Origin of the sequence: Marinoscillum sp. 108 (assembly GCF_902506655.1) — a bacterium.
GTDB classification, from domain to species: Bacteria; Bacteroidota; Bacteroidia; order Cytophagales; family Cyclobacteriaceae; genus Marinoscillum; species Marinoscillum luteum.
The window spans coordinates 617,743-633,060 of the sequence record NZ_LR734817.1 but is presented as its reverse complement, the minus strand read 5'-3'; the positions used below and the strand labels follow the sequence as shown (position 1 = coordinate 633,060).

15 protein-coding genes are annotated in these 15,318 nt (G+C 44.9%); 12 read left to right on the top strand and 3 right to left on the bottom strand.

Features of this window, described 5'->3' with window-relative positions; genetic code table 11:
• The first annotated feature begins 3 nt into the window (after positions 1-3).
• The 7 genes from rpsD (at position 4) to GV030_RS20195 (ending at position 5,655) form a co-directional block, all read left to right on the top strand.
• Positions 4-606: a 30S ribosomal protein S4 gene (rpsD, locus tag GV030_RS20225; protein WP_159585170.1), complete on the top strand. Its 603-nt coding sequence runs from the start codon at positions 4-6 to the stop codon at positions 604-606.
• 27 nt (positions 607-633) lie between these two features.
• Complete coding sequence (locus tag GV030_RS20220) at positions 634-1,623, top strand: DNA-directed RNA polymerase subunit alpha (protein ID WP_159585169.1); 990 nt, start codon at positions 634-636, stop codon at positions 1,621-1,623.
• Positions 1,623-2,222 (top strand): 50S ribosomal protein L17, encoded by a 600-nt coding sequence (gene rplQ / locus GV030_RS20215; protein ID WP_159585168.1) that lies wholly within the window; start codon positions 1,623-1,625, stop codon positions 2,220-2,222. Before GV030_RS20220 ends, rplQ begins: the two co-directional genes overlap by 1 nt.
• Positions 2,223-2,315: 93 nt before the next feature.
• Positions 2,316-3,425 (top strand): glutamine-hydrolyzing carbamoyl-phosphate synthase small subunit, encoded by a 1,110-nt coding sequence (gene carA, locus GV030_RS20210; protein ID WP_159585167.1) that lies wholly within the window; start codon positions 2,316-2,318, stop codon positions 3,423-3,425.
• Positions 3,422-4,702, top strand: coding sequence for a phosphopyruvate hydratase (gene eno / locus GV030_RS20205; protein ID WP_159585166.1), 1,281 nt, complete (start codon positions 3,422-3,424; stop codon positions 4,700-4,702). Before carA ends, eno begins: the two co-directional genes overlap by 4 nt.
• A 114-nt stretch (positions 4,703-4,816) precedes the next feature.
• Positions 4,817-5,119, top strand: a complete 303-nt coding sequence (locus tag GV030_RS20200; protein WP_159585165.1) for a septum formation initiator family protein — start codon at positions 4,817-4,819, stop codon at positions 5,117-5,119.
• On the top strand, positions 5,116-5,655 hold the full coding sequence (locus GV030_RS20195; RefSeq protein ID WP_159585164.1) for a hypothetical protein: 540 nt from the start codon (positions 5,116-5,118) through the stop codon (positions 5,653-5,655). Before GV030_RS20200 ends, GV030_RS20195 begins: the two co-directional genes overlap by 4 nt.
• Here GV030_RS20195 and GV030_RS20190 read toward each other — a convergent pair.
• The gene (locus GV030_RS20190; protein ID WP_159585163.1) at positions 5,652-7,370 is read right to left on the bottom strand and encodes a helix-turn-helix domain-containing protein; all 1,719 of its coding nucleotides are present in this window, start codon (positions 7,368-7,370) and stop codon (positions 5,652-5,654) included. The two genes, GV030_RS20195 and GV030_RS20190, sit on opposite strands and share 4 nt — an antisense overlap.
• Positions 7,371-7,375: 5 nt before the next feature.
• Positions 7,376-8,458, bottom strand: a complete 1,083-nt coding sequence (locus tag GV030_RS20185) for an Ldh family oxidoreductase (RefSeq protein ID WP_159585162.1) — start codon at positions 8,456-8,458, stop codon at positions 7,376-7,378.
• 136 nt (positions 8,459-8,594) lie between these two features.
• Between GV030_RS20185 and GV030_RS20180 the strand changes: the two genes are divergently transcribed.
• Positions 8,595-10,175, top strand: a complete 1,581-nt coding sequence (locus tag GV030_RS20180) for a DUF4139 domain-containing protein (RefSeq protein WP_159585161.1) — start codon at positions 8,595-8,597, stop codon at positions 10,173-10,175.
• Here GV030_RS20180 and GV030_RS20175 read toward each other — a convergent pair.
• The gene (locus tag GV030_RS20175; RefSeq protein WP_255465614.1) at positions 10,170-11,111 is read right to left on the bottom strand and encodes a Ppx/GppA phosphatase family protein; all 942 of its coding nucleotides are present in this window, start codon (positions 11,109-11,111) and stop codon (positions 10,170-10,172) included. The two genes, GV030_RS20180 and GV030_RS20175, sit on opposite strands and share 6 nt — an antisense overlap.
• A 171-nt stretch (positions 11,112-11,282) precedes the next feature.
• Here GV030_RS20175 and GV030_RS20170 point away from each other — a divergent pair, with 171 nt between their 5' ends.
• The 4 genes from GV030_RS20170 to GV030_RS20155 all read left to right on the top strand — a co-directional run bounded on the left by GV030_RS20170 (position 11,283) and on the right by GV030_RS20155 (position 15,227).
• Positions 11,283-12,869: an acyl-CoA carboxylase subunit beta gene (locus tag GV030_RS20170; protein ID WP_159585160.1), complete on the top strand. Its 1,587-nt coding sequence runs from the start codon at positions 11,283-11,285 to the stop codon at positions 12,867-12,869.
• A gap of 88 nt (positions 12,870-12,957) precedes the next feature.
• Positions 12,958-14,025, top strand: coding sequence for a M42 family metallopeptidase (locus tag GV030_RS20165; protein WP_159585159.1), 1,068 nt, complete (start codon positions 12,958-12,960; stop codon positions 14,023-14,025).
• A 35-nt stretch (positions 14,026-14,060) separates the two neighbouring features.
• Positions 14,061-14,783, top strand: coding sequence for a helical backbone metal receptor (locus GV030_RS20160; RefSeq protein ID WP_159585158.1), 723 nt, complete (start codon positions 14,061-14,063; stop codon positions 14,781-14,783).
• A 105-nt stretch (positions 14,784-14,888) separates the two neighbouring features.
• Entirely contained in the window at positions 14,889-15,227 is a 339-nt protein-coding gene (locus tag GV030_RS20155; protein ID WP_159585157.1) for a hypothetical protein, read from the top strand.
• Positions 15,228-15,318 lie beyond the last annotated feature (91 nt).

The following is a 15,318-nucleotide window of genomic DNA, read 5'->3' as shown; positions in this document are numbered from 1 at the left end:
AAAATGGCAAGATATACAGGGCCTAAAACAAAAATATCTAGGAAGTTCGGAGAACCTATCTTCGGAGCCAGCAAGGCTTTGCAGAAGAAGAACTATCCTCCTGGACAGCACGGTAGAGGTAGAAGAAGAAAGCAGTCTGAATACGCAATTCAGCTTGCTGAAAAGCAGAAGGCAAAATATACCTACGGAGTGTTGGAGAAGCAATTCTCTAATATTTTCGAAAAAGCTTCACGTAAAAGTGGAATTACTGGTGAGATCCTTTTGCAACTCCTTGAGGCGCGTTTGGATAACACAGTATTCAGATTGGGCATTGCTCCTACAAGAAGAGCAGCTCGTCAGCTAGTAGGTCATAAGCATATTACCGTGAATGGTGATATCGTAAACATTCCTTCATTCACACTGAAAGAAGGTGATCTTATCGGAGTAAGAGAGAAGTCAAAATCACTGGAAGCCATATCTGATAGTCTTTCTGGCAATGCCAAAAGATACTCTTGGCTGGAGTGGGATGCCTCTGGCATGGTAGGGAAGTTTTTGAATTCTCCAACCAGAGAAGAGATACCAGAGAACATCAAGGAGCAGTTGATCGTTGAATTGTACTCTAAGTAAGATTTTTCAATAAATAAAGAAAAGAATATGTCAATTCTAGCATTTCAAATGCCGGAGAAAGTGGTGATGGAGAAGGCCGATGATTTTCACGGCTTGTTCACCTTCAAACCTCTCGAAAAGGGCTACGGCGTTACAGTAGGTAATGCCTTGAGAAGAATACTTCTCTCATCTTTGGAGGGTTACGCGATCACCGCCATTAAGATACCTGGAGTTTTGCATGAGTTTTCTACTATCGAAGGGGTAGTGGAAGATGTGAGCGAAATCATCCTGAATCTTAAAATGGTAAGATTTAAGAAAATCTCAGATGTAGCTGATACTACAATCACTGTATCTGTTTCTAATACAAGACAGTTCACTGCTGGAGACATTGCTAAGGGTACCACTTCATTCGAAATCCTTAACCCGGATTTGGTGATTTGTAATCTTGACGAAAAAGCTCAGTTTGAAATTGAAATCAGCGTAGAAAAGGGAAGAGGCTATGTAGCTGCTGATGATAACAAACCTGCTGATCAGAACTTCGGATACATTGCGATCGACTCTATCTTTACGCCTATTAAGAATGTAAAGTATAGTGTAGAGAACACAAGGGTAGAGCAGAAAACTGACTATGAGCAGTTGATTCTTGATATTGAGACCGATGGTTCTATACATCCAGAGAATGCTTTGAAAGGTGCCGCTAATATTCTTATTAAGCACTTCATGCTTTTCTCTGATCAGAACATGATCCTGGAATCTCAGGAGCAGGGAGAGCCTGAGCAGGTTGATGAAGAGCTGCTTCACATGAGGAAGTTGTTGAAAACATCACTTAATGACCTTGATCTGTCAGTAAGAGCATACAATTGCTTGAAAGCTGCAGATGTGAGAACATTAGGAGATTTGGTGAATCTTGAAATATCTGATATGATGAAGTTTAGGAATTTCGGAAAGAAATCCCTGGCGGAACTAGAGCAGCTTGTGGCTGACAAAGGACTAACTTTTGGTATGGATCTTTCGAAATATAAATTGGAAGAAGAATAATGAGACACGGAAAGAAATTTAATCATCTTGGAAGAACAGCATCTCACAGAAAGGCGATGTTGTCGAATATGGCTTCTTCCTTGATTCTGCATAAGAGAATCAACACCACTGTAGCGAAAGCAAAAGCTTTGAGAAAGTATGTGGAGCCTTTGATCACAAAAGCAAAGACCGATACTACTCACTCCAGAAGGATTGCTTTTTCATACCTGCAGGATAAAGTATCTGTACAGGAGCTTTTCGGCCCTATCGCAGAGAAGATTTCTTCAAGACCAGGTGGATACACCAGAATCATCAAAACCGGTATCAGACTGGGTGATAACGCAGAAATGTGTATGATGGAGCTGGTAGACTTCAATGAGTTGTTGCTTCAGGATTCTGATGCTGCAAAAGCTAAGACCAGAAGATCAAGAAGAGGTGGTAAGAAAGGTGGGGAGTCTGCTGAAACTGCAGCTGTAGAAGAAGCAGTGGTGGTAGAGGAGCCGGTGGCCGAAGCTGCGGTAGCAGAAGAGGTGATCGAGGAAGCTGCTGCTGAGTCTACTGAGGAAGAGCCTACTAACGAGGCTTCTGATGACACAGAAGAAAAAGAGAAAAGTGAATAACTTAAGTTAAGAGATATAAAAGGGATTGGGTGTTGACCTAATCCCTTTTTTTATGTCTGATTTGTGAACGATAATTTCTTATTTTTGCAAGCCATGAAGCAACCAGAAAGAAAAAAAGCCCTCCTGCTATTAGAAGACGGTTCTCTCTTTGAAGGATATTCGATAGGGAAAACCGGTACTTCCGGAGGCGAAATATGTTTTAACACAGGAATGACCGGTTATCAGGAGATCTACACAGATCCTTCCTACTACGGTCAGATCATTGTGAATACCACACCACACATAGGAAACTATGGAGTTCATGTAGATGAAGATGAGTCTGCGCACCCGATGATCAAGGGATTGGTGGTGAATGACTTCACCCATCAATATAGCCGCAAGACAGCTTCTGAAGGGTTACATGAATATCTGGAAAAGCACAACACTGTTGGTATCACAGATGTGGATACAAGAATGTTGGTAAGACATATTCGCACCAAGGGCGCCATGAATGCAGTGATCACGTCTGAGATTTTTGATCTGGATGCATTGAAAACGAAGCTAAGTGAGGTGCCGAGCATGGAATCGTTAGAGCTTTCCAGTGTGGTGACCACCAAAACCGCTTATGAAGTAGGTCAGGAAAATACAGGCTTGCGAATTGCGGTCATGGATTTCGGGATCAAAAGATCCATTCTTAAGAATTTCGTAGAGCGTGATTGTCATTGCAAGGTATTCCCTGCGAATGCTACCCTCTCTGAAATGGAAGCATGGAATCCTGACGGTTACTTTCTGTCTAATGGCCCTGGAGATCCCGCGGCTATGGACTACGCCGTGGAGACGGTGAAAGGCATATTGGTAAAAGATTACCCCATTTTCGGTATATGTCTGGGCAATCAGCTTCTGGCCAGGGCGGTGGATATAGATACCTTTAAAATGCACCATGGTCACAGAGGACTTAACCATCCCGTGAAAAATTTGCAAACAGGAAAGAGCGAAGTGACTTCACAGAATCACGGTTTTTCGGTGAACATGGACTCTTTAAAAAACTCAACAACAGCAGAACTTACCCATCTCGATCTAAATGATAATACTGTAGAGGGACTAAGGTTGGTCAATAAGCCAGCTTTCTCCGTGCAGTATCATCCAGAATCATCCCCAGGACCCCATGATTCTGCCTATCTATTTGACGATTTTATACAACTAATTAAAGATCAGAAATCATGAGTATTATTGAAAGTGTACATGCAAGACAGATTCTCGACTCCAGAGGTAATCCTACAGTGGAAGTAGACGTCTATACGGAAAATGGTTTTATGGGCCGTGCGGCTGTTCCTTCTGGAGCATCTACGGGCGAGCATGAGGCTGTCGAGTTACGCGACGGGGATAAGTCCAAGTACTTAGGAAAAGGTGTTTTGAAGGCAGTGGAAAATGTGAATGAGCACATTGCCCCTGAGATTGTAGGCATCTCTGTATTTGAGCAGAAGCTGATAGATGATGTGATGATTGAGCTGGATGGCACGCATAACAAGAGTAAGCTGGGAGCTAATGCTATCCTTGGTGTTTCTTTGGCTGTAGCCAAAGCGGCAGCTGAGGAGTCAGGGCAGTCACTTTATCGTTATTTGGGAGGGGTGAATGCACACGTTCTTCCTGTACCTATGATGAACATCATCAATGGTGGATCGCACTCGGATGCACCGATTGCATTTCAGGAATTTATGATCCGACCTGTAGGAGCTCCTTCTTTCAGCGAAGCTTTGCGAATGGGTGCTGAGGTATTCCACAACCTGAAAAGCATCATTAAGGATAAAGGATTGAGTACTGCTGTGGGTGATGAGGGTGGATTTGCACCTAATTTCTCAGGTGGTACAGAGGAAGCATTGGATGCTGTATTGAAGGCGATCGATAAAGCTGGTTACAAGGCTGGTAAAGACATCACCATTGCGATGGACTGTGCTTCTTCAGAGTTTTTTGAAGGTGGAAAATACAACTACGCCAAGTTTGAAGGAGAGAGCGGTAAAGTGCGTACCAGCGCTGAGCAGGTAGACTATTTGGCCTCTTTGGTAGAGAAGTATCCAATCGACAGTATTGAGGATGGATGTGATGAAAACGACTGGGAAGGCTGGAAACTCCTCACTGAGAAAATTGGTAGCAAGTGCCAGTTGGTAGGTGATGATCTATTGGTTACCAATGTGAAATTTCTTGAAAAAGGAATCAAGGAGAAGGCTGCCAATTCTATCCTGATCAAAGTAAATCAGATTGGAACTTTGTCAGAAACTTTCGCAGCAATTGAGATGGCTCATAAAGCCGGATGGACTGCAGTGGTTTCTCACAGATCAGGAGAGACAGAAGACAACACCATCGCTGACATTTCCGTGGCATTGAACACTGGCCAGATTAAAACAGGATCTATGTCAAGGTCTGACAGAATGGCTAAATACAATCAGTTGTTGAGAATAGAAGAGGAACTGGGCGAAATGGCCAAGTACCCAACAGCTAAATAAACAGAGATGAGTGGGCTTTGAGCCCCTTTCTGACATTCAAAAACTAAAAGAGTTGAACTGCCGTTCTTTATGAAGGATGGAATTCAGCTCTTTTTTTTATCTTTAAGTCCAACTATGAAGCGCTTCTACGAAAAAGTACCCCGGATATTCAAGAACTTCTATTTCTTATCTGCGTTATTCTTCCTCATCTGGATGCTTTTTTTTGATTCCAACGACATTATTACTCAAATCAAACTAGGGCATAAGCAAGCCGAGTTAGAGAATGCAAAGGAGTTTTATGAGCACAAAATCGTGGAAGTGAAAAATGATCGTGAGGCACTCCTCAATAACAAGGAGCTGCTTGAAAAGCTGGCCCGCGAAAAGTATCTGATGAAAAAAGAGTCTGAGGATCTATACATCATTGTAGAGGAAGAATGAAGATTAAATTTTACCTGGGTTTTTTCTTACTATTAGGGATTACCCTATCACACGCCCAGTATCGGCAGTCGGGCCGTAGTGGCGGATTATCAGATAAAATTTATTTTGGTGGTGGTGGTGGTTTCAGTGGGGGTACACAATACCTCAACTTGAGTGTTTCACCCCTGATTGGTTACAAATTCACCGAGCAGTTTTCTGCCGGCCTTCAGATTACTTACCAGTACACCAAGTTCGGTCAGGCCACGGCATCCAATTACGGAGGCGGTCCTTTCTTGAGGTATAACTTTTCCCCTAAATTTTTTGGGTATACACAGTATGAATACCTGAATTTTGGACTTCTTATACCCGGAGCTCCTGAGCCGGAACGTTACCATTTCAATAGTTGGTTTGTGGGGATAGGATATTCTGAGCCTCTTGGTCGAAATATGGCTTTTAATATTACTGCGCTTTATAACCTGCTCTATCAGGATGGTTCAAACTCACCCTATAATAGTCCTTTGCAGTTTAGAGTAGGAATCGTAGCAGGGTTATTTTAATCCACAAATAGTCTGGTTAGGCGGATGGTCTCGTAGTCCATTTGCCCATTCATGGCTTTGAAGATGAAGCCAAGTTTCACTCTGCCATCTTTGTCGTAAAACTCTTCCTGATTTTGATCTTTCAGTTTTTGGATGATCTTTTCCACTTTGGCCACAGTCTTGTCGTCAGGCTTAAACTTGCTTAGGTCAATCTCTTTTTCCTCTTCAGCTATTCGTTCCAGGTGCCCTACAATGGTGCCGAGAGAGAGTTCTCTTTCGAAGGCAATTTCCTCAAGTGTTTTACCTTCTCCGATGAGCTTGAGTGTTTTTTGATAGGTGCTTTCTTTCTTTTCCTTGGTGTGGTACTTCTTTTCTCTTTTGAGGTTGGCCTGGATGGTCTCCTCATCATTGGTTCCGTTGGAGCGGCTAATAAAGTCCAGAAAAGCGATATTCAACTCATCCTTCGGAATGTGGTTTAGCCAGTCTTCGCTCTCTTCTGAGAGTTCCTGAAACCTGTTGTCAGCTTTAACAGCCAGAGGGTCCAGTTCCATCGAAATGCGGTTAATACCCCCAAGAACCAGACCTTCCCAGCTTTTCAGACGAGAGAGTGCTACATAGCCTTGCCCGGCTTCAAAAGTTTTAGATAGATCCATTTCAGCATTATCCAGGGTCATTCCCTGGCTTTTGTGCACAGTAATGGCCCAGGCCAGCCTCAGCGGTATTTGCTTGTAGGAAGCAAGGATGGTCTCTTTCTCATCACTCACGGTCCATTCTTCGGGTTTGGCTACCACAGTTCTGCCCGAGTCCATATTCACAATTGGATAGCCCTCTTCCCGGTCAAAACCCATCACTGTTCCGGTACTGCCGTTGAAATACCCTTTTTCTGGATTATTCTTGACAAACATCACCCGGGCATCTTCCTTAAGCTCCAGCGCCGGGGCAGCCAGCACAGATTGCTTCAGTCCCTCCAGGATTTTTGATTTGCCTTTGGTCTCGGCATAAAATACCTGAATAGGGTTTGGATTTTCTTCCAGCCGTTTAGCATTCATGGCATCTACATCTGCATTGTGGGTGTAGAGCCGTAGGGCATCGGGAATGGTCTGAGTGTCTTCCAGTTTTTCACGCAGTTTTTCCAACGAATCATCCGAAACGTCCTGACTTCTGATTTCTGAAAGGATAAAGGAAAGGGTATCCTGACCTTGACGAAATTGTTGCTTCAGGTAGCAGATTTTTAATTTGGCTTCTACCCACACCGGAGCCATAAAGGCAAACTTTTCCCGGTTGGTCATGGGTGTTCTGCTGACCGGAGGAAGCTGAAAGAAGTCACCCGAGAGGATTACCTGCACCCCTCCGAAAGGAGCTTTACTTTTGCGAAAATGTTTGAGGATGTCACTGATGCCTGTAAGTACTTTACCAGAGAGCATCGAGATTTCATCAATGATGAGCACGTGCACAGCCTTGATTCTGGTGACTGTTTGTCTGTTTTTGGCAATTTGATCCAGGTCTTTTGGGGTAATTTCTTCGCGAATCCCAATCCCGGACCAGGAATGGATGGTCTGTCCCCCGATGTGTGTGGCCGCGATGCCCGTAGAAGCTGTGATGGCCAGGGGTACTTCCCGTACCCTAAGGTATTCAATGTATTGATTGATCAGGTAGGTCTTACCGGTTCCTGCAGAACCTGTGAGGTACACGTTCTGTCCTGTTTTTAATATGGCAAGAGCGGTTTCCTGATTCACGGAATTTATATTTTACTTGGGAACTCCACCCCAAACCTGTCGGAGAGCCCCTTTAGGTCATTTACAACAGCATCTAATAGCGGTATCCCATCTTTTCTGCGTTCATGTTCCAGCTTTCGCTCCGGATCACCCGGGATCAGCACGTCATGACCTTTCATGATTGGTTCAGCATTTCGGAATCGACCGATCCAGTTGTCCATGTGGGATTTAAATTCTCCTGATGGTCTAAATCCATCAATGCGCATTGCGCCAAAAAAATGACCTATGCCTTTACCTACGGGATCTGCTGCTGGTTCCATGAAAGCCACAAAAGGTGGAACCCAGGGACCGTAGTTGGCACCTGAGAGTACCGCAGACAATATATCCACAACTGACGAAAGCCCGTACCCTTTATGCGAACCGTGTTCACGATCGCCGCCCAAAGGCAACAATGCGCCACCGTCTTTCACCCCGTTAGGGTCAGTAGTGCTTTGGCCGGAGGCATCCTGTATCCATCCGGTTGGTGCTTGTTTATTCTTGCGTTGCAGTATTTCCAATTTACCGTTGGCAGCAGTGGTGGTAGCCATGTCGAGCACGAAAGGAGGTTCCTTATCCGCCGGTATGGCTACGGCAATTGGGTTGGTGCCCAGCAGTCGTTCTTTGCTGAAGGTTGGTGCGACCAAGGGGCTTGCATTGGTCATGGCAATGCCTATGCAGTCATCTTTCAGTGCGAGCATGGCATGATACCCCGCTATGCCATAGTGGTTGGAGTTTCTTACTGCTACCCATCCCGAACCCACCTGTTTGGCTTTGTCAATGGCCAGGTTCATGGCTTCAGGGCCCACTACAAGGCCGAGTCCTGCATCACCGTCAATAACACCCGTGCTAGGCGTTTCATGAACAATTTTCACATCAGGCCGGGTATTTACTCTGTTTTTATCAATCAAACGCACATAACCAACCAAGCGAGCAACCCCATGTGAGTCTACCCCTCGGAGATCCGCACTCAGTAACACCTGCGCGCCCAATCGGGCATCCTTTTCGGGACATCCAGCGGCTTCCAATATAGATTTTGTAAATTGAAATAATGAGTCGTGCGCTACTACCATTCAGTTATCATTAAGTAAAACATTATATCCTTGGCAAGATAATTGGTCGGCAAATTACTACAGAATAAATTAAGCATAAAGCAAGCTTCAATTTAGCTGTTGAAAAAGTAAAATCTTAATCGTTAATCCCAACTTTATGAAATTTATTATCGTGTGTTTTTTGAGTTTCGGCCTATGGTCGGCCTCTGCAAAGGGCATTGATTCAAAAGTAGAAAGTGTCACTATTTTTCTAAATCAGGCGCAGGTTTCCAGGTCATCCAATATTGCCATTGGACCAGAAACGAAACAGCTGGTTTTTACGGGTTTATCCTCCATGCTCGACCCCAATTCTGTGCAGGTGAAGGGGCAGGGTGATTTTATAATTATGGGAACCACGTTCAGGCAAAATTATCTCACAGAGGAGAATCTTCCTGACGCTGTGAAATCACTCAAGGACAAAATCGAACTGCTGGAGGGTAAAATTGCCAATGTGGACAATCAGCAATGGGCGCTGAAGTCTGAAGAAGAAATGCTCAAAGCCAATCAGGTCATTAAAGGAGCTAATCAGAACCTTGGGGTGAATGAGTTAAAAGCCATGACGGAATACTACCGCATCCGAATTCAGGCCATAAAGGACAAGGGTTATGAGTTGCAGCTGGAAAGAAGAGAATTGGATAAAGCGCTGAAAAAAGTCAAAAATCAGCTGGAGGAACAGCATGCCAGGGAGCAAATGGTCTCTGGGGAAGTGGTGGTAGATATCAATACATCCAAGACGCAAATGGTTCATTTGGATCTCTCTTATGTAGTATCGGGTGCATACTGGAACCCTACCTATGATCTTCGGGCCACTTCGTCTGCTCAAAAAATTGACTTGCTGTATAAGGCAAATGTGTATCAAAACAGCGGGGAGAACTGGGAGAATGTGAAGTTGACACTGAGCACTTCCAATCCTTCTATTGGGGGGTGGTTGCCCACAGTACGGCCTTGGTACCTCGATTTTTTTAGTGCTGCACCGTATCAAAATAAATTGGCTATGCCGGCAGCCAGGTCTGAGGCCTTTGAGCCTGTGCCTATGGAGGAAGAGGTTCTGATGGAGTCGGTAGCAGATTATACACAAATGAGCGAAGGGCTTACCTCTGTCAACTATGAGATAGCACTTCCTGTGACTGTTCTTTCAGGAGGAAAAGAAGTTACGGTGGCGATCAGGGAAGAACGGGTTGAGGCGGAATTTCTTTACCAATCTACCCCGAAATTGTCGGAGCGGGTGTACCTGGTGGCGAAGACCAAGAATTGGCAGCGTTTAGACTTACTGCCAGGGGAGATGAGTGTTTTCTATGAAGGAGGTTTTGTCAATAAGACCTATCTGAATCCTGAAGGTGAGCTGGAGGGATTGAATATTTCTTTAGGGGTGGACCAGGGTGTGCAGATCAGCCGCAAGCCTGTGCGGGATCTTACCAATGATCAACTCATAGGGAATAAGAGACGGATCAGCTACCAATATGAAATAAAAGTGAAAAACAACAGATCCAAATCCATCGACATAGAGGTATTCGATCAGCTTCCATTGAGCAAAAATACGGATATAGAGATTGGTGAGATTGCGTTAGGGGGAGCTCAGCGAAACGAAAAGACTGGCTTACTCACCTGGAGTTTTACGCTGGAGCCCACCATGGAAAAAAGCATGAAGTTTGGGTACGAAGTGAAATACCCCAAGGATAAACGGGTGTCCGGTCTATGATGCCGATTCTTTTTTCAGGGAGTGGAGTGTGCTGAGCAGCACTCCCTCTTTGAGGGCATAGGCGGAGACACGAATGTTCTCTAAACTAAGTTGGCTAATGATAAAGTCTATCAGCACGCAAGCCACCACGATCATGTCTACACGCAGGGGAATCATGCCAGGGATTTCCAGGCGTTGTGCTCTGGTTTTAAGCAGCAGGTCACTATAGATGAGCTCAAAAGCCTCCAAAGTCAGTGGATACTCTGTTTCTTCCTCTGCTTTTTCTATTCCGTTGGTCAGTCTGTAGATATCACTGAGTGTATCAAAGGTACCCGATGAACCTATCAGCGTTTTAGGATGGAAAGTCGTACAGGCTTCGAATAATTCTTCAAGGTTTTCTTTCAGATAGCCTTTCAGAGAAGTGATTTGTTCATTTGTGATGGGATCGCTTTTCTGAAATTTCTCGACCATCCGCTGACCACCAATCTCAAAGCTTTGCTTCCAGAGTATTTCACTATCTGTACCAATAATGAACTCAATACTTCCGCCTCCAATGTCCATAATAAGCGCTGGCATCTTGCCGATGGGGAGCGCTCTTTTTACGCCGTAATAGATGTATTCAGCTTCTTGCAGTCCTGAGATGATGCGGGTTTCGATTCCTGTTTGGTCTTTGATCTTTTGCACCAGGTCATTGCCATTGTGGGCATTTCGGATGGCGCTGGTGGCTGTAGCAAATACCTGATCTGCTTTTTCCTTTTCTATGATCTCTTTGAAATGCTTCAGTGTTTTTAGCGCCCTACCTATAGCCTCATCAGTGATCATCCCGTGATTGATACCCTTCTCACCGATTTTCACGGCGACTTTTTCTCGGAATACGATTCGGAAATCATCATTTGCCACTTCCACCAGGATCAGGTGGAAGGTATTGGTACCCATGTCTATTACGGCGATTCTCATTTTCCTCAGAATTTCAGGGCGCAAGATACTATAATCTCCAAATACTCACTTGCGGATATCTTTGGTAACAAATTAATCACGTAGATAATCCTGAGATAAATCAGGTTTTATTTGAATCCCTGCATTGATTAACTTGCCCGTGAAAATTTAAACTGCATTAAACCCCAAAATATGAGTTCAGAAAAGCCAAAAACGGCATCTTTCGTCAAATCAACTCACCAGAAAATCGAGGAACTGGAGCAAATGAATGAGCAGGCAATGCTCGGTGGAGGCCAGTCCCGAATAGATAAGCAGCATGAAAAAGGCAAACTCACTGCCAGAGAGCGAATAGATCTATTACTTGATCCGGGCTCTTTTCAGGAGATAGGCAAGTTTGTGGTGCACAGAGGTAGAGATTTTGGTATTGACAAACAGAAATTTCTTGGAGATGGTGTTGTGACCGGATATGGCACTGTTAATGGACGCCTGATCTACGTTTTCAGTCAGGATTTCACGGTTTTTGGTGGATCTCTTTCGGAGACCTTTGCCGAAAAGATTGTGAAGATCATGGACATGGCCATGAAGAACGGTGCGCCGGTGATTGGACTGAATGACTCTGGCGGGGCCAGAATCCAGGAAGGCGTCGTTTCTTTGGGTGGATATGCGGATATTTTTTACAGAAATACGAGAGCCTCGGGTGTTGTACCTCAAATTTCTGCCATTATGGGACCCTGCGCAGGAGGAGCGGTCTATTCACCCGCCATTACGGATTTTATCTTCATGGTGGAGCAGACCAGTTACATGTTTGTGACAGGCCCCAATGTGGTGAAGACGGTAACCCAGGAGGATGTTACCTCTGAGGAATTAGGTGGTGCCAGTGCACACAGTGTGAAGAGTGGAGTCACTCACTTCTCTTCTAAAAATGAGGCCGCGTGCATTTTAGATATTAAGAGACTTCTCACCTATATCCCTTCAAACTGTGAAGAGGAGCCACCAAGGCTACCTTATGAGATGAATGGAGATGAGGTTATTCCGGCACTGGATGATATCCTGCCTGATAACCCCAACCAACCTTACGATATCAAGGATGTGATCAAAGGTGTGGTGGATAAGGGATCATTCTTTGAGGTACATGAAAAGTTTGCGGATAATATTGTTGTCGGATTCGCACATTTGGCCGGACGCAGTATTGGGATAGTAGCCAATCAGCCAATGAGTATGGCGGGTGTGCTGGATAATGACTGTAGTAAAAAAGCAGCAAGATTCGTGCGTTTCTGTGATGCGTTTAATATCCCGCTGCTGGTGCTGGTGGATGTACCGGGATTCTTACCCGGTACTGATCAGGAGTGGAATGGGATCATCATGAATGGCGCCAAGCTTCTTTATGCTTTCAGTGAAGCCACGGTCCCAAGGATTTCCGTGATCACCAGAAAGGCCTACGGTGGTGCTTATGACGTAATGAACTCAAAGCACATTGGGTCTGATATGAATTTTGCCTGGCCTACCGCTGAGATTGCTGTGATGGGCGCTCAGGGTGCTTCGGAGATTATTTTCAAGAGAGAAATAGACAAGGCTGAGGATCCGCATCAGAAGCTGCAGGAGAAAATCGATGAATATACAGAGAAGTTTGCCAACCCCTATAAGGCGGCTGAGAGAGGATTTATTGATGAGGTGATTTTGCCACACAATACCCGTTCGAAGTTGATCAGGGCCTTTAGCATGCTCGAAAACAAGGTAGACAATATGCCCAAAAGAAAACACGGTAATATTCCCTTGTAAGAGCGGACTGTTTTTTCAAAAACATATTGACCTTTCGTCGCTTACTAACTAAACAGAGGACGAGAGATATATTTTTTCAAACTAACATATGGATAGCAAGAGTAAAGATTTTTTATTCAAATATTTAAATAATGCATCACCTACGGGTTTTGAGACCAGCGGCCAGGAGATTTGGCTGGACTATATCAGGCCGTATATCGATGATTACTTCACGGATACTTATGGGTCTGTGGCGGCCATCATCAATCCTGAAGCGAAGTACAAAGTAGTCATAGAGGCACATGCCGATGAGATCAGCTGGTTTGTTAACTACATCACTGATCAGGGCTATATCTATGTGGTGCGCAATGGTGGCTCCGATCATCAAATTGCCCCTTCCAAACGTGTCAATATTCATACGAAGAATGGCGTGGTGAAAGGGATTTTCGGCTGGCCGGCTATTCATGTGAGAAAGGACAAAGAAGATTCTCCGACCTTGAAGAATATTTTCATAGATGTGGGAGCCAGCTCCAAGAAAGAGGTCGAGGATATGGGCATCCACGTAGGGTCGGTGATCACTTTTGATGATGAGCTGATGGAACTCAACGATAAATACCTGGTGGGTCGTGCTTTGGACAATCGCATTGGTGGTTTTATGATTGCGGAAGTAGCACGCCGGATTAAGGAAAATGGCATAGAGCTTCCTTTTGGCCTTTATGTAGTCAACGCTGTGCAGGAGGAAATAGGACTGAGGGGTGCAGAAATGATCGCTCACAGGATCAAGCCCAACCTGGCCATCATTACCGACGTGACACACGACACCAATTCTCCTATGTATGATAAAATCACGAGTGGAGACATCAGCTGTGGTGACGGTCCGGCGGTTTGTTATGGTCCTGCGGTGCAAAACAATGTACTGGACATGATCATTGGTATTGCTGAAAAGGAGCAGATTCCCTTTCAGAGAAGAGCAGCTTCACGCTCCACGGGTACGGATACAGATGCATTTGCCTACAGCAACGAAGGTGTGGCCTCAGCTTTGATTTCAATCCCGCTTAAGTATATGCACACTACGGTGGAAACTTGTGCCAAGGATGATCTCGAAAATACCATTCAGCTCATTTACGAAACTGTCATTCAGGTAAAGGATGGTCAGGATTTCCGATACATGAAATAACATTGGGCACCCAAAAGCTCATATTTCACGATCAAATGGGGAGGAGTGTAGAAATCAACTTTCCTCCCCGTAGGGTCATCTCACTGGTTCCTTCTATTACCGAATTACTCATCGATATGGGGGTAGATGTGGTAGGGAGAACTAAATTTTGTATCCACCCGGAGGACAAAGCAACATCTATACCTATCGTAGGAGGCACCAAGAATTTTCGCTTTGAGGTCATTGATGATTTGAAGCCGGACCTGATAGTAGGGAATAAAGAAGAAAACTATAAGGAAGGGATCACAAGGCTCTCTGAGCGCTACCCTGTCTGGATGAGCGACATCACTCAGCTCAATGAAGGTCTGGAAATGATCGGCATGCTTGCCGAAGTGACGAACATGGAGGCGGAGGGGGATCTCATCCGGACTCAATTGGTAGCTAAACTGAATGGGTTGCAAAATTCAAGATCAGGAAGTGTATTGTACATGATCTGGAAAAAGCCCTGGATGGCGGCAGGTAGAGATACGTATGTTCACCATTTTCTGGAGCACCTGGGATATCGCAATGTGGTGCAGGCTGCCAGGTATCCTGAGCTGAGCGAAAGTGACATAGCCGACCTGTCACCAGATCACATACTCCTAAGCTCCGAACCCTATCCATTTCAAGAGGGCGACCGGGAGGCTCTTCAGGCCGTTTTTCCCACTTCGAGCATTGAACTCGTGGATGGAGAGCCTTATAGCTGGTATGGTTCGCGACTTCTCAGGGTAGATCCGTAGACCGTTTTTTATTATTCATCGATGTGTTGACCATGATCGGCTAATAACATTCTGTTTTCAGGTATCAGAAAGATAGATTTGATTAGGTGCTAATTGAATCAGCGGATGGCAAATACAGGTGAAAATTTTCGAACAGATATTGATAGGGATTATTTCAAAGGCATACTCAATGCTTTTGTCAGGGAGATGCCCGAAAAATTGCGATTTTTAGCCCTGGCTTCCCGGCATGGAGACTTTGCAGAAGTAGGCTTCATCGCTCACCATATTGCAGCCAGATGTGAGGTGATCGCTGCCAATGAAATTTCGGCCACTGCCAGACAGCTGGAAGTAGAAGCCAACAGTCACTCATCGAATGTCAGCCACAGCGTGCGATCCCTGGTGAATGATATGCAGAAGTTCATGCAGCAAATGGGCTACGACATGGCCGATCAAAGTCACTCCTGAAACAGACGTAATTCCTCCGTCTCCCTCCTAAGGGAGCTTGTTCACTTCTGAAAGTAGTTGAAATTTAAAGCTTAGAGATAAGTTCCATGTG

Coding starts and splice junctions, on each gene's coding strand:
- rpsD (WP_159585170.1), top strand. CDS start 4: ATGGCAAGATATACAGGGCCTAAAACAAAAATATCTAGGAAGTTCGGA.
- GV030_RS20220 (WP_159585169.1), top strand. CDS start 634: ATGTCAATTCTAGCATTTCAAATGCCGGAGAAAGTGGTGATGGAGAAG.
- rplQ (WP_159585168.1), top strand. CDS start 1,623: ATGAGACACGGAAAGAAATTTAATCATCTTGGAAGAACAGCATCTCAC.
- carA (WP_159585167.1), top strand. CDS start 2,316: ATGAAGCAACCAGAAAGAAAAAAAGCCCTCCTGCTATTAGAAGACGGT.
- eno (WP_159585166.1), top strand. CDS start 3,422: ATGAGTATTATTGAAAGTGTACATGCAAGACAGATTCTCGACTCCAGA.
- GV030_RS20200 (WP_159585165.1), top strand. CDS start 4,817: ATGAAGCGCTTCTACGAAAAAGTACCCCGGATATTCAAGAACTTCTAT.
- GV030_RS20195 (WP_159585164.1), top strand. CDS start 5,116: ATGAAGATTAAATTTTACCTGGGTTTTTTCTTACTATTAGGGATTACC.
- GV030_RS20185 (WP_159585162.1), bottom strand. CDS start 8,458: ATGGTAGTAGCGCACGACTCATTATTTCAATTTACAAAATCTATATTG.
- GV030_RS20180 (WP_159585161.1), top strand. CDS start 8,595: ATGAAATTTATTATCGTGTGTTTTTTGAGTTTCGGCCTATGGTCGGCC.
- GV030_RS20175 (WP_255465614.1), bottom strand. CDS start 11,111: ATGAGAATCGCCGTAATAGACATGGGTACCAATACCTTCCACCTGATC.
- GV030_RS20170 (WP_159585160.1), top strand. CDS start 11,283: ATGAGTTCAGAAAAGCCAAAAACGGCATCTTTCGTCAAATCAACTCAC.
- GV030_RS20165 (WP_159585159.1), top strand. CDS start 12,958: ATGGATAGCAAGAGTAAAGATTTTTTATTCAAATATTTAAATAATGCA.
- GV030_RS20160 (WP_159585158.1), top strand. CDS start 14,061: ATGGGGAGGAGTGTAGAAATCAACTTTCCTCCCCGTAGGGTCATCTCA.
- GV030_RS20155 (WP_159585157.1), top strand. CDS start 14,889: ATGGCAAATACAGGTGAAAATTTTCGAACAGATATTGATAGGGATTAT.